Genomic DNA, 19107 nt, shown 5'->3' on the forward strand with positions numbered 1-19107 from the left:
GGGGAGAATACGACGGTGCGTGTCGGACGGGTTCGGGAGAAGAAAGTCACTGTGAGCACTGACGGAGGGCGAGGGCTGTGAGCCACATCGTGATCATCGGCGGGGGGCCGGCCGGCTACGAGGCGGCCCTGGTCGCCGCCCAGCTCGACGCCGACGTCACCGTGGTGGAGGCGGAGGGGGCCGGCGGCGCCTGCGTGCTCTCCGACTGCGTCCCGTCGAAGACCTTCATCGCCAGCTCGGAGGTGGTGACCGGCTACCGGGACACCGAGGAGTTCGGGGTGCACTCCGACGGGCTGGAGGCGGTGACGGTCGACGCCCGCGCGGTCAACGAGCGGGTGAAGCGGCTCGCCCTGGCCCAGTCCGCCGACATCCACGCCAAACTGGTCAAGGCCGGCGTCACCTTCGTCGCGGGCACCGCCCGGCTCGGTGAGGACACGCTCGGTCACACCCACCGGGTGGTCGTCACTCCCGCCGACGGTGGCGGTGAGTACTCGATCGCCGCGTCCACCGTCCTGGTCGCCACCGGCGCCACCCCGCGCCAGCTCCCCACCGCCCGCCCCGACGGGGAGCGGATCCTCACCTGGCGGCAGGTGTACGACCTGCCCGACCTGCCCGACCACCTGATCGTGGTCGGCTCCGGCGTCACCGGCGCCGAGTTCGCCAGCGCCTACCTGGCGATGGGCGTCGAGGTGACCCTGGTGTCCAGCCGGGACCGGGTGATGCCGCACGAGGACGCCGACGCGGCGATGGCCATCGAACGGGTCTTCCGCACCCGGGGCATGAGCATCCTCAACAACTCCCGCGCGGACGCCGTGCGGCGTACCGACGACGGCGTCGAGGTCCAGCTCTCCGACGGTCGGGTGGTGTACGGCTCGCACGCCCTGATCGCCGTCGGTTCGATCCCGAACACGGCCGGCCTGGGCCTGGCCGAGTACGGCGTCGAGCTGGCCAAGGGCGGCTACGTGACGGTGGACCGGGTGTCCCGGACCAACGTTCCCGGCATCTACGCCGCCGGTGACTGCACCGGGGTGCTGCCGCTGGCCAGCGTCGCCGCCATGCAGGGCCGGATCGCGATGTGGCACGCGCTCGGCGAGGCGGTCCGCCCGCTGCGGCTGCGTACCGTGGCGGCGAACGTCTTCACCGACCCGGAGCTGGCCACCGTCGGCGTCTCGCAGGACGAGGTGGACGCCGGTAAGACCCCGGCCCGCCAGGTGATGCTGCCGTTGTCGGGCAACGCCCGGGCGAAGATGGACGACCTGGCCGACGGCTTCGTGAAGCTCTTCTGCCGGCCGGCCAGCGGCCAGGTCATCGGTGGCGTGGTGGTGGCCCCGAAGGCCAGCGAGCTGATCCTCCCGATCACCATGGCGGTGGAGAACAACCTCACCGTCAACGAGCTGGCCCAGACCATCACCATCTACCCCAGCCTGTCCGGCTCGATCACCGAGGCCGCCCGGCAGCTCATGCTGCACGAGCTGGAGTGACCCGCGGTGGGTCAGCCGAAGGCGAGGGCGTGGTCGACGGCCCAGCCGGCGTACGCGCCCGTCCGACGGCCGTTCCTCGGCGTCACGCCCCGACCCGAGGAGCTGACGGGCGGTGGAGGTCAACCGTCGACGGGTGCCGGACCAGGGCGACCGCGACGGCCACCAGCAACCCCACCTCGGCGAGGATGAGCAGCCGTTCGGCGAGCCCGATCAGCGCCCGGTCGCCCGGGTACGCCGACCAGATCATCGCCGCCGCGAGGAGCAGGCTGGTCAGGGCCAGCCCGCGTAGCCAGGGCGCGACCCCGGCCAGCGCGACCCGGCGGGCGAGCAGCCAGCCGCCCGCCGGGAGGGCGAGGAACGCCACCACCGAGGCGTACCGGTGCAGGTAGGCGGCGGTGTCCATCGGTAGGCCGGGCTCGTTGGTGGGCACCACCGCGCTGGTGAGCAGCCCGGCCACCCAGGCCAGCAGCAGGAGTTCCGCCACCCGTCTGCCGCCTCCGGGCGGCCCGCCGGAGCCATGGCCGTCCGGGTACGCGGCCCGGGTGGTGCGGCGTAGGGCGGGGACGAGGACGGCGGTGGCCACGGCGAGCACCACCATGGCCGTGTCGATGACGCCGCCCCGTTCGGAGACGGCGAAGTCGCTGACGGTCAGCGACCAGGGATCCAGGTCGTCGTTCACCCCGAGGTGACCGAGTACGGCGAGCAGCGCCGCCAGGGCGATCCCGCCGAGGGCCAGCAGCCCGCTGATCCGGCTTCCACGCATACCCCAGCCTGTCGCCGGAACCACCCGAAGCGGATCCGGTACACCCACCGAGATCGATCCCCGGGACCACCCCTAGGCGGTGGGTGCGCAGGGCTCAGTCGGCGGAAACCTCGGCGCGCGAGGCGCGGGCGCCGACCACGGTCATCGCCCAGCCCGCCGCCGCGAACCCGGCCGCCGCCGCTGCCGCGATGATGCCCAGCCGCCAGGCGGACCCGGTCAGCGCGGTGCCGCCGAGGTGGCCGACCAGCGCCCCGTAACTGGCCCAGCCGACAGCAGCCGCCGCCTCGTAGCAGAGGAAGAGCCGGTACGGGTAACGGCTGCGGCCGGCGGAGAAGCAGGCCGCCATCCGGCCGCCGGGCACGAAACGGCAGAGCAGAATGGTCATCGGTCCGGGCCGGCGCAGCCCCCGGGTGACCCGCCCGGCGACCCGGCGGACTCGGCTGGGCTCGGCGTGCCGGGCCGACCGGCGGTCCGGAGCGCTGCGGCCGAGCAGGTAGCAGGCCAGGTCACCGGCGAAGACGCCGAGCGCGCCGACGCCGATGGTCAGCGGCAGGCTCAGCCCGCCGACCACGGTGAGCGCCCCGCCGGTGATCATGACGACCTGGGTCGGGATGACCGGCACGAAGGCGTCCGCGACGAGCAGGCCGAGCAGCACCAGGTACGCCCAGGTCGGCGACGCGACGTCAGTGAGAAGTTCGGGCACGACTGCCACCTCGCCGGTCAAGGCTGATTCCAGGTGCCGAGCCTGCCGCCGTGTCCGCCGTCACCGGGGACCGGCCCGGCCGGTGGTGACCAGGGACACCACAGGCCCGGCGGTGTACAACGAAGCAGGTCGTCGCGGCGTGACGCCGCAGCCCGGAGCGGGTCGGCGGATCGGCGGGCGTCGGCGTACCGTTGTGGACGCGCGGCCCCACTTCCGTCGGGTCCCCCGTTCCTGACGAGCGGGCCGCAGCGGGTCGCCGGCAGGTCCCGTGCCGGCGGCCCGCCCCCTTCCGGGGGATCACCCACGCGTGTCGTACGAGGTTCCGGTCGACGGTCGGGCCAGTGGTCCCGCAGTACCGGCTGAGGTGCAGTCGGCGTTCGTACACATCGCCTGTCGGCCAGCGGACTGGACTCCCCTGTGGTTGGTGTAGCTGGGATAGCGTGCCGGGCTCAACCGACATTCCCATCCGGGAGGCTTTCAGATGGTTTCCAAGCTGGTGCAGGGCGCGCTCGCCGTGACCCTGGCACTCGGTGGCACGCTCGTTGCCGTCGGCCCGGCCGAGGCGGCGACGACGAGGTACAAGAACTGCACCGCGTTGCACCAGAAGTACAAGCACGGCGTGGGCAAGGCGGGCGCGCGGGACAAGGTCCGGGGCAGCACCAAACCGGTCACCAATTTCACCGTGTCCAATGCGGTCTACGCGAAGAACGCCCACCTGGACCGGGACAAGGACAAGGTCGCCTGCGAGAAGCGCTGAGCGGTCGTCGGCGGCCGGAAACGCGGTCGCCCCGGCTGCCGCCACTGCTCTACGGTCGCGGTATGCGCTGTGCGGGACTGACCACGACGCCGGGAGATCCCGGCGCGCCGCACTGACGTCTTCCGTCGACGAGGCCCCGGGCGATCCGCCCCGGGGCCTCGCAGCGTTCCGGGCCAGGTCGCCTCCGGGTCGTACCCGATCAAGGAGAGCGACATGATCGACCACCGCAGGCTCGGCCGGGAGTTGGAGTTGTTCGTCTCCGACCCCCTGGTGGGCTCCGGCCTGCCCATCTGGCTGCCGGCCGGCGCCGCCGCCCGGCACGCCGTCGAGGAGTACGTCCGCGAGCTGGAACGCCGGGCCGGCTACCGGCACGTCTACTCGCCCCCGCTGGGCCGGCGGGAGCTGTTCGCGCTCTCCGGGCACCTCGGCTACTTCGCCGACGACATGTTCCCGCCGATGCGGCTGAGCGCCGACGACGAGTTCGTGCTCCGGCCGGCGCTCTGCCCGCACCACGCCCTGGTCTTCCGGGCCCGGGGCCGCTCCTACCGGGAGCTGCCGCTGCGCATCGGCGAGCTGGGCGGGATGTACCGGGCGGAGCGCTCCGGGGTGCTCGGCGGGCTGTCCCGGGTGCGGGCCATCTCGCTCAACGACGCGCACAACTTCTGCACCCTGGAGCAGGTCGGCGACGAGGTCCGGGAGATCCTGCGGCTGATCCGCGAGGCGCACGCCGCGCTCGGGGTCCGGCCGGCCGGGTTCCGGCTGTCGCTGCGCGGGCCGGGCGAGAAGTACGTCGGCGACGACGCCCAGTGGGCGCGGGCCGAGGACCTGCTCCGCGCCGCCCTCGACGGGCTGGACCACCAGGAGGCGCCCGGTGAGGCGGCCTTCTACGGTCCGAAGATCGACATCCAGATCGTGGACGCGGCCGGCCGGGAGTCCACCCTCTCCACCGTCCAGCTCGACTTCGACAAACCGGAGAAGTTCGACCTGTCGTACACCGACTCCGACGGTGCCCGGCGGCGGCCCGTGCTGGTGCACCGCAGCCTGATCGGCAGCATGGAACGGCTCTTCGCCTACCTGATCGAGGTGTACCAGGGCGCCTTCCCGCCCTGGTACGCCCCGGTCCAGTTGGTGCTCCTGCCGGTCGACGACGGGCCGGCCGCCGGGCTGGCGGCGCTGGCCCGCCGGGCGGTGGACGCCGGCCTGCGGGTCGAGGTCGACGCCGTCGGCTCGCTGGGGGCCCGGATCCGCGACGCCGCCCGCCGCCGGGTGCCGTACGTCGGGGTGGTCGGCGCCCGGGAGGCGGCCGACGGCACCCTCGCCCTGCGCCTGCGCGACGGTCGCCAGCTCGACCCGATGCCCGTGGCGGACGCGCTCGGCCTGGTCGGTGCGGTGGTGGCCGCCCGCTCGGCGGACCTGCTGCCCGCCGGTTGACGGGCCGGGGGCGGGGCCGGGGTGCGACGACCCCGGCCCCGCCCCCGACGCTGTCGGCACGGTGCTCAGCCCCGCACCGGCGTCGGCTCCGGCGCGGCGTCGGCCTCGTCGTCGACCACCGCCCCGGTGAACTGCGACTGGTACAGCCGGTGGTACGCGCCCTGCGCGGCCAGCAGTTGCTGGTGGGTGCCCTGCTCGACGATCCGGCCGTTCTCCATCATCAGGATCAGGTCGGCGTCGCGGATGGTGGACAGCCGGTGCGCGATGACGAAGCTGGTCCGGTCGGAGCGCAGCGCCGCCATCGCCCGTTGCAGCAGCACCTCGGTGCGGGTGTCCACCGAGCTGGTCGCCTCGTCCAGGATCAGCAGCGACGGCTCGGCCAGGAACGCCCGGGCGATGGTGATGAGCTGCTTCTCGCCGGCGCTGACGTTGCTGCCCTCCTCGTCGATGACGGTGTCGTAGCCGGCGGGGAGGCTGCGGACGAACCGGTCCACGAAGGTGGCCCGGGAGGCGGCCAGGATCTCCTCCTCGGTCGCGTCCGGGCGGCCGTAGGCGATGTTGTCCCGGATGGTGCCGCCGAAGAGCCAGGTGTCCTGGAGGACCATGCCGATCCGGCCGCGCAGGTCGTCCCGGCGCATGGTGGTGATGTCCACCCCGTCGAGGGTGATCCGACCGGCATCCAGCTCGTAGAAGCGCATGACCAGGTTGACCAGGGTGGTCTTCCCGGCACCGGTCGGGCCGACGATCGCCACGGTGTGGCCGGGCTCGGCGACCAGCGACAGGTCGTCGATCAGCGGCTTCTCCGGGTCGTACCGGAAGGAGACGTGCTCGAACTCGACCCGCCCGTGCGGCTCGGCGACCCGGGCCGGCGTGGCCGGGTCCGGGGTCTGCTCGTCGGCGTCGAGCACCGCGAAGACCCGCTCGGCCGAGGCCACCCCGGACTGGAGCAGGTTCGCCATCGAGGCGACCTGGGTGAGCGGCTGGGTGAACTGCCGCGAGTACTGGATGAACGCCTGCACGTCGCCGAGGCTCATCGACCCGGACGCCACCCGCAGGCCGCCGACCACCGCGATCGCCACGTAGCTCAGGTTCCCGACGAACATCATCGCCGGCATGATGATCCCGGAGATGAACTGGGCGCCGAAGCTGGCCCGGAACAGCTCCTCGTTCTTGGCGTGGAAGCTGGCCTCCACCTCCGGTTGCCGGCCGAAGACCTTCACCAGCTCGTGACCGGTGAACGCCTCCTCGATCTGGCCGTTCAGCTCGCCGGTGTGGCTCCACTGGGCGATGAACTTCTGCTGCGACCGTTTCGCGATCTGCTGGGTGACGATCACCGACATGGGCACCGCGACCAGCGCGACCAGGGCCAGCAGCGGTGAGATCCAGAACATCATCGCCAGTACGCCGACCACGGTCAGCAACGAGGTGAGTAGCTGGCTCAGCGTCTGCGACAGGGTCTGCGAGATGTTGTCGATGTCGTTGGTGACCCGGCTGAGCAGCTCACCCCGGGGCTGCCGGTCGAAGTAGGGCAGCGGCAGCCGGTTGAGCTTCTCCTCCACCTCGGCGCGCAGCCGCAGCACCGTGCGCTGCACCACCCCGTTGAGCAGCCAGCCCTGCCACCACATCAGCAGGCTGGCCGCCACGTAGAGGCCGAGCGCGAACAGCAGCGTCCGGCCGAGGGCGTCGAAGTCGATGCCGACCCCGGGGACCACGTCCATCCGGGCCAGCATGTCGGCGAAGTTGTTGTTGCCGGCGGCCCGCATCCCGGCCACCGCCTGGTCGACGGTGCTGCCGGCCGGGAGTTGCCGGCCGATCACCCCGGCGAAGATGATGTCGGTGGCGTGCCCGAGGATCTTCGGGCCGATCACGCTGGCCCCGACGCTGGCCACCGCCAGGGCGATGATGCCGGTCAGGTGCATCCGGTGCGGTCGCAGCCGGGCGAGCAGCCGCCGGGCCGACGGCCCGAAGTTCATCGACTTCTCCGCCGGCATGCCGGCGCCCATCCACGGCGGGCCGCCGCCGCGCCGGCCGGCCTCCGGCAGCCGCTTCGGCGTGCTCTCCGCCGGGGCCTTCTTCTGCTCGGGTACGGACGTCGTCATGCCGGCACCCCCGTGGTCTGCTGGGACGCCACGATCTCGGCGTACGTCGGACAGTTGTCGAGCAGTTCCTCGTGTCGGCCCATCCCGACCACGCCTCCGTCCTCCAACACGATGATCTGGTCGGCGTCGACGATCGTGGAGACCCGCTGGGCCACGATCACCACCGCGGCGTCCGCGGTGACCGGCCGCAGCGCCGCCCGCAGTCGGGCGTCGGTGCCGAGGTCGAGCGCCGAGAACGAGTCGTCGAAGAGGTAGATCTCCGGCTTGCGGACCAGGGCCCGCGCGATGGCCAGGCGCTGCCGCTGCCCGCCGGAGACGTTCGTGCCGCCCTGCGCGATCGGGGCCTCCAGCCCGCCGGACATCTGCGACACGAAGTCCCTGGCCTGGGCGATCTCCAGCGCCGTCCACAGCTCGTCGTCGGTGGCGTCCGGGTTGCCGTACCGCAGGTTGCTGGCCACCGTGCCGGTGAACAGGTACGGCTTCTGCGGCACCAGGCCGATCCGCCGCCACAGCTCCTCGGGGGCGAGTTCCCGTACGTCGACCCCGTCGACCAGCACCGCGCCCGTGGTCGAGTCGACCAGGCGCGGGATCAGGGTGAGCAGGGTCGTCTTGCCGGCGCCGGTGGACCCGATGACGGCGGTGGTCCGGCCCGGGGTGGCCCGGAACGAGATGTCGTGCAGCACCGGTGCGCTCGCGCCCGGGTACTGGAAGGAGACGCCGCGCAGTTCCAGCTCGCCGTGGCCGTCGACCCGGGTCACCGGCGCGGCCGGCGGGACCACCGAGGACTCGGTGTCCAGCACCTCGGTGATGCGTTCGGCGCAGACCGCCGCGCGGGGCACCATCATCAGCATGAAGGTGGCCATCATGACCGCCATCAGGATCTGCATCAGGTACGCGAGGAACGCGGTCAGCGCGCCGATCTGGATCTGCCCGGAGTCGATCCGCTGGGCGCCGAACCAGAGCACCGCGACGCTGGAGACGTTCAGCACCAGCATCACCACCGGGAAGATCAGCGCCATCAGCCGGCCGACCCGCAGGGCGGTGGCGGTGAGGTCGGCGTTGGCCACCCCGAAGCGGTCGGTCTCGTACGGCTCCCGGACGAACGCCCGGACCACCCGGATGCCGGTGATCTGTTCGCGGAGCACCCGGTTGACCGTGTCGATCCGGGTCTGCATGAGCCGGAAGCCGGGCACCATCCGGCTGATGATCAGCCCCAGCGCGATCGCCAGCACCGGCACGCTGACCAGCATCAGCCAGGAGAGCCCGAGGTCCTCGCGGAGCGCCATCACCACGCCGCCGACGCTCATGATCGGCGCGGCGACCAGCATCGTGCAGCTCATCAGCACGAGCATCTGCACCTGCTGCACGTCGTTGGTGTTGCGGGTGATCAGCGAGGGTGCGCCGAAGCGGGCCACCTCCCGGGCGGAGAAGCGGTTGACCTGCCCGAAGATGGCCGATCGGACGTCCCGGCCGTACGCCATCGCGGTGCGGGCGCCGAAGTAGACGGCCGCCACCGAGCAGGCGATCTGGACCAGGCTGACCAGGAGCATCCACCCGCCGGTACGCAGGATGTAGTCGGTGTCGCCCCGGGCCACGCCGAGGTCGATGATGTCGGCGTTCAGGCTCGGCAGGTAGAGCGAGGCCATGGTGCCGACGAACTGGAGCAGCACCACCGCGAGCAGTGGCCGGCGGTACGGGCGCAGGTAGCTGCGCAGCAGGCGGATCAGCACGGACGGCTCCCGGGCGTCAGGTGGTCGGTGGGTTCCTGGTGATGTGTTCTCAACCTGTTGTCCTCCCCGTCGGACATGGTCGTGATGACTTCGATCAAGAAATCCCGGATCACCGCGCGCCGGGCCGGATCGGCATCGACGGAGGTGAGCGGATTGTCGGTGTGCATCAGCTCGGACAGCGCCTGGGTGTGCTCTCGGCCCTGGTCGGTGAGGGCGAGCCGGACGCTGCGGCGGTCGGCCTCGTCACGACGGCGCTCGACCAGGCCGTCCCGTTCGAGGGTGTCGACGATCCCGGTGAGGGTGGCGGGCCGCACGAAGCAGCGCTCGGCGACCTCCCGATGGGAGGTGTCGCCGAGGCGGGTCAGGATGAACAGCACCCGCATCCCGGCCGGGGTGAGGCCGTGGTGTTCGGCGAGGTACCGCCCCCAGTGCTGGTCGACGAGGTGGCCGGCGACCGACAGCAGCCGCCCGAGCGGTACGCCATGGAGGGCGTCGGGGAAGCGGACCAGTGGATCCATCTGCACGCCGGTATGTTAGCCCCCGGATCGTCAGGCCCCAAATGAAAAACGGTCGCCCGTGGTGGAGGTGCGGAATCTCGCGCGGCGGCCGCCCGGGACAGCAGGGCGGTCAACGGAACCACGGGAACCTTTCCCCGGTCGAATCTTTATGGCAACAGGATTGCGGGCCCGATGGCTGTCTCGTCGGTGTCGAGTGGGGGAGGCGGCATGACCGGCACCCGCGGCTACCACCACGGCGACCTGCGTCGCGCCCTGCTCGAAGCGGCGGTGACGGCGATCGGGGATTCCGGGCCGGCGGCGCTCAATCTCCGCGACCTCGCACGCCGCGCCGGCGTCTCGCACGCCGCCCCGACGCACCACTTCGGCGACAAGGCCGGCCTGCTCACCGCCCTGGCCGTCGAGGGGTTCGACCTGCTGGCCGGGGCGCTGCACGCGGCCGGCGACGACCACCTCGACGTCGGGGTGGCGTACGTCACCTTCGCCGTACGCCACCGGGCGTACTTCGAGGTGATGTTCCGACCCGACGTCTACCGCGCGGACGCGCCGGAGGTGCGCGCCGCCCGGAGCCGCGCGGGTGCCGTGCTGCGCTCCGGCGCGGCCGCCCTGCCGGCGGGTCGGGCGACGGCGGGCGACGCCCGGCAGGACGCGCTCGCCGCCTGGTCGATCGTGCACGGCTTCGCCACCCTCTGGCTCGCCGGCGTCCTGCCGCCGGACGTCGAGACCGACCCCGAGGCCGCCGCCCGAGCGGTGATCCGCCGCCTCCTCGACTGACTCCGCCGCCCCGTGGCCGCTCCCGCCGCGTCGGCTGACTCGGGCCCCGCGCGGAGGGTCACCAACTGGTGGGTAGCGGCATCCCCTCGGTGTAGCCGGCGGTGCTCTGCACGCCGACCAGCGCCCGCTCGTGGAACTCGTCCAGGTTGCGCGCGCCGGCATAGGTGAAGGCGCTGCGCACCCCGGAGATGATCTCGTCGATCAGGTCCTCCACGCCGGGGCGGCTCGGGTCCAGGTACATCCGGGCGGTGGAGATACCCTCCTCGAAGATCGCCTTCCGGGCCCGGTCGAAGGCGCTGTCCTCCGCCGTCCGCGCGCTGACCGCCCGCGCCGAGGCCATCCCGAAGCTCTCCTTGTACCGCCGGCCGTCCGGCTCGGTGTAGAGGTCACCGGGAGACTCGTAGGTGCCGGCGAACCAGGAGCCGACCATCACGTTGGACGCCCCGGCGGCCAGTGCCAGGGCCACGTCCCGGGGGTGCCGGACGCCACCGTCGGCCCAGACGTGCCGGCCCAGCGCGCGGGCCGCCGCCGCGCAGTCCAGCACCGCCGAGAACTGCGGCCGGCCGACCCCGGTCATCATCCGGGTGGTGCACATCGCGCCCGGCCCGACCCCGACCTTGACGATGTCCGCGCCCGCCTCGACCAGGTCGCGTACCCCGTCGGCGGTGACCACGTTGCCGGCCGCCACCGGGACGCCCGGGTCCAGCTTGCGGACCGCCCGCAGCGCGGAGATCATCCGTTCCTGGTGCCCGTGGGCGGTGTCCACCACCAGGGTGTCCACCCCGGCTGCGAGCAGCGCCTCGGCCTTGCCCGTGACGTCGCCGTTGATGCCGACCGCGGCGGCGATCCGCAGCCGACCCCGGTCGTCCACGGCAGGCTTGTAGAGGGTGGCGCGCAGCGCGCCCTGCCGGGTGAGCACCCCGACCAGCCGGCCGTCGGTGTCCACCACCGGGGCCAGCCGGCGTCGGCCCGCGTTGAGCCGATCGAACCCGGTACGCGGGTCCGCGTCCGCCGGCACCGTGTGCAGCTCGGTCGACATGACGTGCCGGAGCTGGGCGAACCGGTCCACCCCGACGGTGTCCGCCTCGGTGACCACGCCGAGCGGACGGCCGGACTCGTCGACCACGACCACCGCGCCGTGCGACTTCTTGGGCAGCAGGTGGATGGCGTCGCCGACGGTGTCGGTCGGGCCGAGCGTGATCGGGGTGTCGTGCACCAGGTGCCGCTGCTTGACCCAGGCGACGACGGTGGCCACCACCTCGATCGGGATGTCCTGCGGGATCACCGCGATGGCGCCGCGCCGGGCCACCGTCTCGGCCATCCGCCGGCCGGCCACCGCGGTCATGTTCGCCACCACCAGCGGGATGGTGGTGCCGGTGCCGTCGCCGGTGGCCAGGTCGACGTCGAGCCGGGATCCGACCTCGGAACGGGCCGGCGCCATGAAGACGTCGTTGTAGGTCAGGTCGTGCGCGGGAACCGCGCCATGAAGGAACCGCACCCGGCCATCATTCCCGCTGCCGGCCCCTCCCGCCGCCGCTGTGGTCCAAACCACCACCGCGCCGACGCCCTCGCGGCCCGCCCGGCCGTGACCCGTCGCCCGCCGAGACCAGCCGCCACTCGGGTACGCCAGCCGGTCCCTGTCCTCCCGTCCGGCAGGTGTTGGTGGTGCGCCGGCAAGGTCTGTCCCTCTCGCCTGGCAGGTACGAGCTGGCGGACCGGCTCCGGACCGCCGCCGCCCTACTCGCCCCGGGTTGGTGTCGGTTTAGTGCGCCGGCCAGGTCTCTGTCCCTCTTGCCTGGCAGGTGTCGGTTGGTGCGCCGGCGGATATCAACCGGTGAGTCGCTACCGGTCGCCAAGAGCGCCGCGCCCCTCTCGCCTGGCAGGTGTTGGTGGGTGCGCCGGCCGGTTCTCTCCTCCCGCTTGGCAGGTTCGGGGCGGGCATAAGTCACTGTGAGCGGTATGCCGGTGAGGCATATTTATGCCTCACCGGCATACCGCTCATCGAGCAATCAGGCTGTCGACGGCGACGCGCCGACCAAGCTGGGCAGCAGCAGCAGCAGCAGACGACGGCGGGGCGGGGACGACCGCGAGGCGAGGGCGAGGTGACGCGAGGCGGGACGACGGTGGGGTGGGGTGGGGGCGGTTCAGGCGATGGTGCAGATCGCCGCGCCGGCGGTGATGACCGCACCGACCTCGGCGGAGAGCCCGCTGACCGTGCCGGCCTTGTGGGCGTGCAACGGCTGCTCCATCTTCATCGCCTCCAGGACGACGACCAGGTCGCCCTCGGCGACGGTGTCCCCGTCCGCGACGGCAATCTTGACGATGGTGCCCTGCATGGGGGAGGTGAGCGTGTCGCCGCTGGCCGCCGCGCCAGCCGTGGCCCCGCCGCCCCGGCGGGCCGGCTTCCTCGCGGCCGGCGCGGCGGTGGACGTACCCCCGCCGAAGCCGGCGGGCAGGGTCACCTCCAGCCGCTTGCCACCCACCTCGACCACCACGGTCTCGCGCCCCGCCGCCGCCTCGGCGGAGCCGGCGGTGGCGGTGGCGGTGAACGCCGGCACGGTGTTGGCGAACTCGGTCTCGATCCACCGGGTGTGCACGGTGAACGGCTCGGCGGTGAACGCCGGGTCCCGGACGACCAGGCGGTGGAACGGCAGCGCGGTGGCCATCCCCTCGACCACCATCTCGTCCAGTGCCCGGCGGGCCCGCTCGATCGCCTCGGCGCGGGTCTCACCCGTGATGATCACCTTGGCCAGCAGCGAGTCGAAGTTGCCGCCGATCACGTCACCGGCCGTGACGCCGGTGTCGACCCGGACCCCCGGGCCGGTGGGCAGCCGCAGCGCGGTGATGGTGCCCGGGGCGGGCAGGAAGTTGCGGCCCGGGTCCTCGCCGTTGATCCGGAACTCGATGGCGTGCCCGCGCGGGGTCGGGTCCTCGGTGAGGCGCAGCTTCTCGCCGTCGGCGATCCGGAACTGCTCACGGACCAGGTCGATGCCGGCGGTCTCCTCGGTGACCGGGTGCTCCACCTGGAGCCGGGTGTTGACCTCCAGGAAGGAGATGGTGCCGTCGGCACCCACCAGGTACTCGACCGTGCCGGCGCCGTGGTAGCCGGCCTCCCGGCAGATCGCCTTGGCGCTGTCGTGGATCTGGGCGCGTTGCGCCTCGGTGAGGAACGGCGCGGGAGCCTCCTCGACCAGCTTCTGGTGCCGGCGCTGGAGCGAGCAGTCCCGGGTGCCCACCACGATCACGTTGCCGTGCTGGTCGGCCAGGACCTGCGCCTCGACGTGGCGGGGCTGGTCGAGGTAGCGCTCGACGAAGCACTCACCCCGGCCGAACGCGGCGACCGCCTCGCGGGTGGCCGACTCGAACAGGTGCGGGATCTCCTCCATGGTGCGGGCCACCTTGAGGCCGCGCCCACCGCCGCCGAAGGCGGCCTTGATGGCCACCGGCAGGCCGTGGTCGACGGCGAAGGCCATCACCTCGTCGGCGTTGCCGACCGGGTCCGGGGTGCCCGGGACCAGCGGCGCGCCGGCCCGCTGGGCGATGTGTCGGGCGGTCACCTTGTCGCCGAGGTCGCGGATCGCCTGCGGGGTGGGGCCGATCCAGGTCAGCCCGGCGTCCCGGACGGCCTGGGCGAAGTCGGCGTTCTCGGAGAGAAACCCGTAGCCGGGGTGGACGGCGTCCGCGCCGGACCTCCCGGCGATGTCGATCAGCTTGTCGATGCGCAGGTAGCTGTCGGCGGCGGTGTCGCCGCTGAGGGCGTACGCCTCGTCGGCGAGGGTGGTGTGCAGGGCGTCCCGGTCGGAGTCCGCGTAGACGGCGACGCTGTCCAGGCCGGCGTCGCGGCAGGCCCGGATGACGCGGACGGCGATCTCTCCGCGGTTGGCGATGAGTACCTTGCGCACCTTGGTGCTCCTCCCGGGGGTCGTTGACCGGGAGTGTATCGGCCGCCCTGGACCCTCCCTAACGATCGCTCAGTGTGGGATGCCGCACTGGTGGTATCGGCTGCTAGTCAAACTTGGCTATTACGCTTGTCCGGTGTCTGCGACTCGGATGATGATCCTGGGCCTGGTCCGCTGGATGCAGCCCGTGCACGGCTACGACGTACGCCGTGAACTGTTGAGCTGGGGCGCGGACAGGTGGGCCAACGTGCAACCCGGCTCGATCTACCACGCCCTGCGCAAGCTCACCGACGAGGGGCTGCTCCGGGCCGTCGCCACCGAGCAGGTCGGCGGTCGTCCGGCGCGCACCACGTACGAGGTGACTCCGAAGGGCGAGGACGAGTTCGAGACCCTGCTGCGGGGGCAGTGGTGGCAGGTGCACGAGGTCCAGGACCCGTTCGTGGCGGCCTTCTCCTTCCTGCCGGCGATGCCCCGCGAGGAGGCGGCGGCGGCCCTGCGTAACCGGGCGAACCTGCTGCGGGCGGGTGTCGAGTCGATGCGTGCCTCGTTGGACTCGGACTGGGTGCGCCACAGCAAACCGGTGCACGTGGGCTGGATGTTCGAACTCTGGCTGGCCCGGGCCGAGGCGGAGGTCGCCTGGTGTGTCCGGATCGCCGAGCGGATCGACTCCGGGGTGTCGTACCTGCCTGCTGAACTGGTCGGGGCGGAGGGCTGGTCGAGCTGGACGGACGGCGGGCCGCCGCGCGCTCGGAACGCGCAATAATCAACGTTGACCACAGGAGCTATATCGCGTTAGCCTGCTCCCCGGAACCACGGGGGGAGTGCGCCTTGTGGCGTCCCCAGGGCAGGCGGCGGCCGGCAGAGGCCCGGCCCGGACGACCAGGAGCAGAGATGATCGAGACCAGGGGGCTGCGGAAGTCGTTTCGCTCCCGACAGGGTCGGGAGACGAAGACGGTCGACGCCGTACGGGGAGTCGACCTCCAGGTCGCCGAGGGCGAGATCTTCGGCTTCCTCGGGCCGAACGGCGCCGGCAAGACCACCACCCTGCGGATGCTCGCCACGCTGATCGAGCCCGACGACGGCGAGGCCACCATCGCCGGCGCCGACCTGCTCAAGGACCCGGCCGAGGTGCGCCGCCGGATCGGCTACGTGGCCCAGGGCGGCAGCACCTGGGACGAGTCCACCGCCCGCGAGGAGCTGGTCCTGCAGGCCCGGATGTACGGCATCGGCAAGGCCGACGCGCAGGCCAGCGCGATTCGCGCCCTGGAGGCCTTCCAGCTCACCGAGTACGCCGACCGCAAGTGCAAGACCTACTCCGGCGGCCAGCGACGGCGGGTCGAGATCGCCCTCGGCATCATCCACGAGCCGAAGATCGTCTTCCTGGACGAGCCGACCACCGGCCTCGACCCGCAGAGCCGCGCCCACATGTGGGACGAGATCCGTCGGCTGCGCGCCGAGGGCATGACCGTCTTCATCACCACCCACTACCTCGACGAGGCCGACGCGCTCTGCGACCGGATCGCGATCATGGACCACGGTGAGGTGGTCGCCGAGGGCACCCCGGCCGAGCTGAAGCGGGAGATCTCCGGCGACGTGGTCCTCGTCGGGCTGGACGCGGCGGCCACCCCGCAGGCCGCCCAGCTCCTCGACTCCGAGGCGTACGTCAACAAGCTGGAGACCGCCGACGAGGGCGGGCTGCGCCTCTACGTCGACGAGGGCGCCACCGCCATCCCGCAGATCCTGCGCCGGCTCGACCACGCCGGGCTGACCATGTCCTCGATCGAGCTGCACCGCCCGAGCCTCGACGACGTGTTCCTCACCAAGACCGGCCGCTCGCTGCGCGAGTCCTGAGAACGGAGAGACCATGAAACTCGCCCGCGACACCTGGCTGATCTTCCAACGGCAGATCCAGCTCCTGCTGCGCAACCCGGTCTGGGTCTTCGTCGGCGTCTTCCAGCCGGTGATGTACCTGCTGCTCTTCGCCCCACTGCTCAAGCCGGCGCTGAACGCGCCCACCCAGGCGGCGGCGTACAAGATATTCGTACCCGGTCTGCTGGTGCTGCTGGCCATCTTCGGCGGGCTGTTCCAGGGCTTCGGGCTGATCGCCGAGCTGCGCGCCGGGGTGATCGAACGGTCCCGGGTCACCCCGATCAGCCGGCTCGCCCTGCTGCTCGGCCGCTCGCTGCGCGACGTCGTCTCGCTGATGGTGCAGGCGGTCATCATCACCCTGCTGGCGCTCCTGTTCGACCTGCGTGTCTTCATCGGCGACCTGCTGTTGGCGTACCTGCTGCTGGCTCTGATCGCGCTGATGACCTCCGCCGTCTCGTACGGCGTCGCGCTCAAGGTCAAGAGTGAGGACGCGCTCGCCCCGCTGATGAACACCGTGGCCCAGCCGGTGCTGCTGCTCTCCGGCATCCTGCTGCCGCTGACCTTTGCCCCCGGCTGGCTTCAGGGCGTCGCCGAGTGGAACCCGTTCTCCTGGGCGGTCGACGGTACCCGGGCGCTGTTCGCCGGCGATCTCGGCAACGACAAGGTCTGGCAGGGGCTGAGCATCATCGCGGTGCTCGCCGCCGCCGGGGTGTTCTGGGCGGCCCGCCAGTTCGCCCGCAGCGTCCGCTGACGAGACCTGCCTCTCACCTGGGGCGGGGTACCGGTCGCGCGCTTGTAGCGTAAGGCCAGTGCCCCGCCTCACCCATGACCGGACCACCTGGTTGACCTACGCCCAACTGGGGCTCTGGGGTTTCTTCCTCTACGGTTTCGGCCCGGTCGTCCCGCTGCTCCGCGACGAACAGGGCACCAGCGCCGCCGTCGCCGGCCTGCACAGCACCGCCATCGCGGTCGGGGCGCTGCTCGGCGGCGCGCTCTTCGCCCCACTCGCCCGGCGGCTTGGCCGTGGTCCGGCGATCTGGTCCGGCCTGGCCGGGGTCGCCGTCGGCGTCACCGCGTTCGGCACGTTCCGGCCGCTGCCGGCCACCCTCGCCGCGGTCGCCGTGATCGCCACCGCCGGCATGATGGTGATCAGCGGTGTCGCCGTCGTGCTCACCGCCCGGCACGGCGAGGCCGCGCCCGCCGCGCTCACCGAGGCCAACGCGGCCTGCGCCGGCATGGGGATCCTCGCCCCGCTGGTCATCGGCGCCAGCGTCGACGCCGGGCTGGGCTGGCGACCGGTGATGGCCGTCGAGGTCGGGCTCATCGCGCTGGTCGCGCTCGCCGCCCGCCTCTTCCGGGTACGCCTGCCGAAGGCCGGCCCCGCTACCGCTACCGCTACCGCTACCGCTACCGCGACTGCCGCCGCCCCCGTCACTGCCGCCAGCCCCGTCACTGCCGCCGCCCCCGTCACTGTGGCTTTCCCCGTCACTGCGGCTGTCCCCGTCACTGTGGCTGCCGCCGACCCGCCCGGGGCGATCGACCCCGCCCCGCTACCCGTCCTGCTGCCTGCCCCGCTGCCGGAGCCGGTCGGGGTGACGGCGGCGGGGCAACCCGGCACCGGCCACGGTCGGGCCGCGGGAACCGCCGCCACCGACGGGTCTCGTGCTGGCGGCGGGTTCTCGTCCGCCGTCGGGTCCCGTGCTGGCGGCGGGGTCACGTCCGCCGTCGGGTCCCGTGCTGGCGGCGGGGTCACGTCCGCCGTCGGGTCTCGTGCTGGCGGCGGGTTCTCGTCCGCCGTCGGGTCCCGTGCTGGCGGCGGGGTCACGTCCGCCGTCGGGTCTCGCGCTGGCGGCGGGGTCACGTCCGCCGTCGGGTCTCGCGCTGGCGGCGGGGTCACGTCCACCCTCGGGTCTCGCGGCGGCGGTGGGGTCGACGGCACCGGCGGACCTCGGGCTGGCGACGGAGTCGGGGAGGTCGGCTTCACCGCCGGGTCGCTGACTGGCGGCGGTGGGGTCGGCGGGGCCGTCTCCACCGACGGGTCGCGGGCGGGGGCTGGCGGCCTGCGTTCGCCGGCTGCCGACGGGCGGCTGCCCCGGGCGTACTGGATCGCCTGGGTGCTGATGGCGGTCACCGGCTCGATCGAGGTCTGCCTGTCGCTCTGGACCGCCGACGTGCTCCGCTCGCACGCCGGGATGACCGCCGGCTCCGCGTCCGCCGCCGTCGCCGCGATCGTCTGCGGGATGTTCCTCGGCCGGTTGGCCGGCGGGCGGTTCGCCCTGCGCTGGCCGCCCGCGTCGCTGCTGCTCGCCGCGCTGGCCGTGTCGCTGGTCGGGTTCGTCGTGTTCTGGCTCGCGCCGGTGGGTTGGCTCGCGGTGACCGGGCTGGTCGTGCTGGGACTGGGCAACGCGCTGCACTACCCGCTGGCGATCTCGATCGCGCTGGCCGTCGCCGGTCCCGCCGCGGACAAGGCAGCGGGCTGGTCGTCGTACTCGATGGGGGTGGGCTTCGGGATCGCGCCGGTGGCGCTGGGCGCGGTGGCCGACGGGTTCGGGCCTCACCTCGCCTTCCTGCTACTGCCCGGCTTCATCGCGGCGGCCGTGCTGCTCACCGTGCGGCTGGGCCGCGCACTGCGCGCCCCGACAGCGACCGCCATCGGCTGACCGGCTCCGGGCGGTTCGCCCCGGGGCGTGCCCAAGCACCGGGGCCGGGGCGGGCACCGGGGCGGACCCCTGCGGCAGCGCCGCCCGCGCCGCCGTCCGTTGTCCCCTCGGGGCCGAGTCGACCCCGACCGGCCCGACGTCCGTCGGGTGCCCGCTGACCCACCCCATGCCGACCGGACCGCGACGTGCCGCGTTGCGTCGGGTGCCCGTTGATCCACTCCGGGCCGACTGGACCGCGAGGTGCCGCGTTGCGTCGGGTGTCCGTTGATCCACTCCGGGCCGACTGGACCGCGAGGTGCCGCGTTGCGTCGGGTGTCCGTTGATCCACTCCGGGCCGACTGGACCGCGAGGTGCCGCGTTGCGTCGGGTGTCCGTTGATCCACTTCGGGCCGACTGGACCGCGAGGTGCCGCGTTGCGTCGGGTGT

Annotated in this window: 15 protein-coding genes; 8 read left to right on the forward strand and 7 right to left on the reverse strand. The window is 72.6% G+C overall.

Going from position 1 to position 19107, the window contains the following annotated elements; genetic code table 11:
• The first annotated feature begins 77 nt into the window (after positions 1 to 77).
• Entirely contained in the window at positions 78 to 1481 is a 1404-nt protein-coding gene (locus tag ACIQG9_RS03485) for an NAD(P)H-quinone dehydrogenase (protein ID WP_400398036.1), read from the forward strand.
• Positions 1482 to 1563: 82 nt separating this feature from the next.
• Here ACIQG9_RS03485 and ACIQG9_RS03490 read toward each other — a convergent pair whose 3' ends face one another.
• Both ACIQG9_RS03490 and ACIQG9_RS03495 read right to left on the reverse strand, forming a co-directional pair.
• Positions 1564 to 2244 carry a DUF998 domain-containing protein gene (locus ACIQG9_RS03490; protein WP_400398038.1) on the reverse strand — a complete coding sequence of 227 codons (681 nt, stop codon included), beginning with the start codon at positions 2242 to 2244 and terminating at the stop codon, positions 1564 to 1566.
• 94 nt (positions 2245 to 2338) lie between these two features.
• Entirely contained in the window at positions 2339 to 2947 is a 609-nt protein-coding gene (locus ACIQG9_RS03495) for a DedA family protein (protein WP_400398040.1), read from the reverse strand.
• 481 nt (positions 2948 to 3428) lie between these two features.
• Between ACIQG9_RS03495 and ACIQG9_RS03500 the strand changes: the two genes are divergently transcribed.
• Entirely contained in the window at positions 3429 to 3704 is a 276-nt protein-coding gene (locus ACIQG9_RS03500; RefSeq protein WP_400398042.1) for an excalibur calcium-binding domain-containing protein, read from the forward strand.
• A 213-nt stretch (positions 3705 to 3917) separates the two neighbouring features.
• Positions 3918 to 5135, forward strand: coding sequence for a threonine--tRNA ligase (gene thrS / locus ACIQG9_RS03505; RefSeq protein WP_400398043.1), 1218 nt, complete (start codon positions 3918 to 3920; stop codon positions 5133 to 5135).
• A 65-nt stretch (positions 5136 to 5200) separates the two neighbouring features.
• Here the strand turns inward: thrS and ACIQG9_RS03510 are convergent, their stop codons facing one another.
• From ACIQG9_RS03510 to ACIQG9_RS03520, 3 genes are read right to left on the reverse strand one after another with little or no spacing between them, the layout of a single operon-like run.
• The gene (locus ACIQG9_RS03510; protein ID WP_400398045.1) at positions 5201 to 7234 is read right to left on the reverse strand and encodes an ABC transporter ATP-binding protein; all 2034 of its coding nucleotides are present in this window, start codon (positions 7232 to 7234) and stop codon (positions 5201 to 5203) included.
• A complete protein-coding gene (locus tag ACIQG9_RS03515) occupies positions 7231 to 8964 on the reverse strand; it encodes an ABC transporter ATP-binding protein (protein ID WP_400398047.1) in 1734 nt (577 codons plus the stop codon). Before ACIQG9_RS03515 ends, ACIQG9_RS03510 begins: the two co-directional genes overlap by 4 nt.
• On the reverse strand, positions 8958 to 9482 hold the full coding sequence (locus ACIQG9_RS03520; protein WP_400398779.1) for a MarR family winged helix-turn-helix transcriptional regulator: 525 nt from the start codon (positions 9480 to 9482) through the stop codon (positions 8958 to 8960). The genes ACIQG9_RS03515 and ACIQG9_RS03520 overlap by 7 nt, the downstream gene beginning before the upstream one ends.
• A 207-nt stretch (positions 9483 to 9689) precedes the next feature.
• Between ACIQG9_RS03520 and ACIQG9_RS03525 the strand changes: the two genes are divergently transcribed.
• Positions 9690 to 10253, forward strand: coding sequence for a TetR/AcrR family transcriptional regulator (locus ACIQG9_RS03525; RefSeq protein WP_400398049.1), 564 nt, complete (start codon positions 9690 to 9692; stop codon positions 10251 to 10253).
• A gap of 58 nt (positions 10254 to 10311) precedes the next feature.
• Here ACIQG9_RS03525 and ACIQG9_RS03530 read toward each other — a convergent pair whose 3' ends face one another.
• Positions 10312 to 11751 (reverse strand): GuaB1 family IMP dehydrogenase-related protein, encoded by a 1440-nt coding sequence (locus ACIQG9_RS03530; RefSeq protein ID WP_400398050.1) that lies wholly within the window; start codon positions 11749 to 11751, stop codon positions 10312 to 10314.
• A 646-nt stretch (positions 11752 to 12397) separates the two neighbouring features.
• A complete protein-coding gene (locus ACIQG9_RS03535; protein ID WP_400398051.1) occupies positions 12398 to 14155 on the reverse strand; it encodes an acetyl/propionyl/methylcrotonyl-CoA carboxylase subunit alpha in 1758 nt (585 codons plus the stop codon).
• A gap of 148 nt (positions 14156 to 14303) precedes the next feature.
• On the opposite strand from ACIQG9_RS03535, the gene ACIQG9_RS03540 reads away from it, so the two are divergent.
• From ACIQG9_RS03540 to ACIQG9_RS03555, 4 genes are all read left to right on the forward strand, one after another.
• Positions 14304 to 14915, forward strand: coding sequence for a PadR family transcriptional regulator (locus ACIQG9_RS03540; protein WP_400398780.1), 612 nt, complete (start codon positions 14304 to 14306; stop codon positions 14913 to 14915).
• Positions 14916 to 15043: 128 nt separating this feature from the next.
• The gene (locus ACIQG9_RS03545; protein ID WP_400398053.1) at positions 15044 to 16003 is read left to right on the forward strand and encodes an ATP-binding cassette domain-containing protein; all 960 of its coding nucleotides are present in this window, start codon (positions 15044 to 15046) and stop codon (positions 16001 to 16003) included.
• A gap of 13 nt (positions 16004 to 16016) precedes the next feature.
• On the forward strand, positions 16017 to 16772 hold the full coding sequence (locus ACIQG9_RS03550; RefSeq protein WP_400398054.1) for an ABC transporter permease: 756 nt from the start codon (positions 16017 to 16019) through the stop codon (positions 16770 to 16772).
• A 58-nt stretch (positions 16773 to 16830) separates the two neighbouring features.
• The gene (locus tag ACIQG9_RS03555; protein ID WP_400398056.1) at positions 16831 to 18681 is read left to right on the forward strand and encodes an MFS transporter; all 1851 of its coding nucleotides are present in this window, start codon (positions 16831 to 16833) and stop codon (positions 18679 to 18681) included.
• Positions 18682 to 19107: the final 426 nt, after the last annotated feature.

It is taken from the genome of Micromonospora sp. NPDC092111 (assembly GCF_044755745.1).
Classification (GTDB): Bacteria; Actinomycetota; Actinomycetes; order Mycobacteriales; family Micromonosporaceae; genus Micromonospora.

What these genes read in the sequence shown, in the direction of transcription:
- ACIQG9_RS03490 (WP_400398038.1), bottom strand. Translation starts at nt 2,244, where the DNA reads ATGCGTGGAAGCCGGATCAGCGGGCTGCTGGCCCTCGGCGGGATCGCC.
- ACIQG9_RS03500 (WP_400398042.1), top strand. Translation starts at nt 3,429, where the DNA reads ATGGTTTCCAAGCTGGTGCAGGGCGCGCTCGCCGTGACCCTGGCACTC.
- thrS (WP_400398043.1), top strand. Translation starts at nt 3,918, where the DNA reads ATGATCGACCACCGCAGGCTCGGCCGGGAGTTGGAGTTGTTCGTCTCC.
- ACIQG9_RS03510 (WP_400398045.1), bottom strand. Translation starts at nt 7,234, where the DNA reads ATGACGACGTCCGTACCCGAGCAGAAGAAGGCCCCGGCGGAGAGCACG.
- ACIQG9_RS03520 (WP_400398779.1), bottom strand. Translation starts at nt 9,482, where the DNA reads ATGGATCCACTGGTCCGCTTCCCCGACGCCCTCCATGGCGTACCGCTC.
- ACIQG9_RS03525 (WP_400398049.1), top strand. Translation starts at nt 9,690, where the DNA reads ATGACCGGCACCCGCGGCTACCACCACGGCGACCTGCGTCGCGCCCTG.
- ACIQG9_RS03540 (WP_400398780.1), top strand. Translation starts at nt 14,304, where the DNA reads ATGATGATCCTGGGCCTGGTCCGCTGGATGCAGCCCGTGCACGGCTAC.
- ACIQG9_RS03545 (WP_400398053.1), top strand. Translation starts at nt 15,044, where the DNA reads ATGATCGAGACCAGGGGGCTGCGGAAGTCGTTTCGCTCCCGACAGGGT.
- ACIQG9_RS03550 (WP_400398054.1), top strand. Translation starts at nt 16,017, where the DNA reads ATGAAACTCGCCCGCGACACCTGGCTGATCTTCCAACGGCAGATCCAG.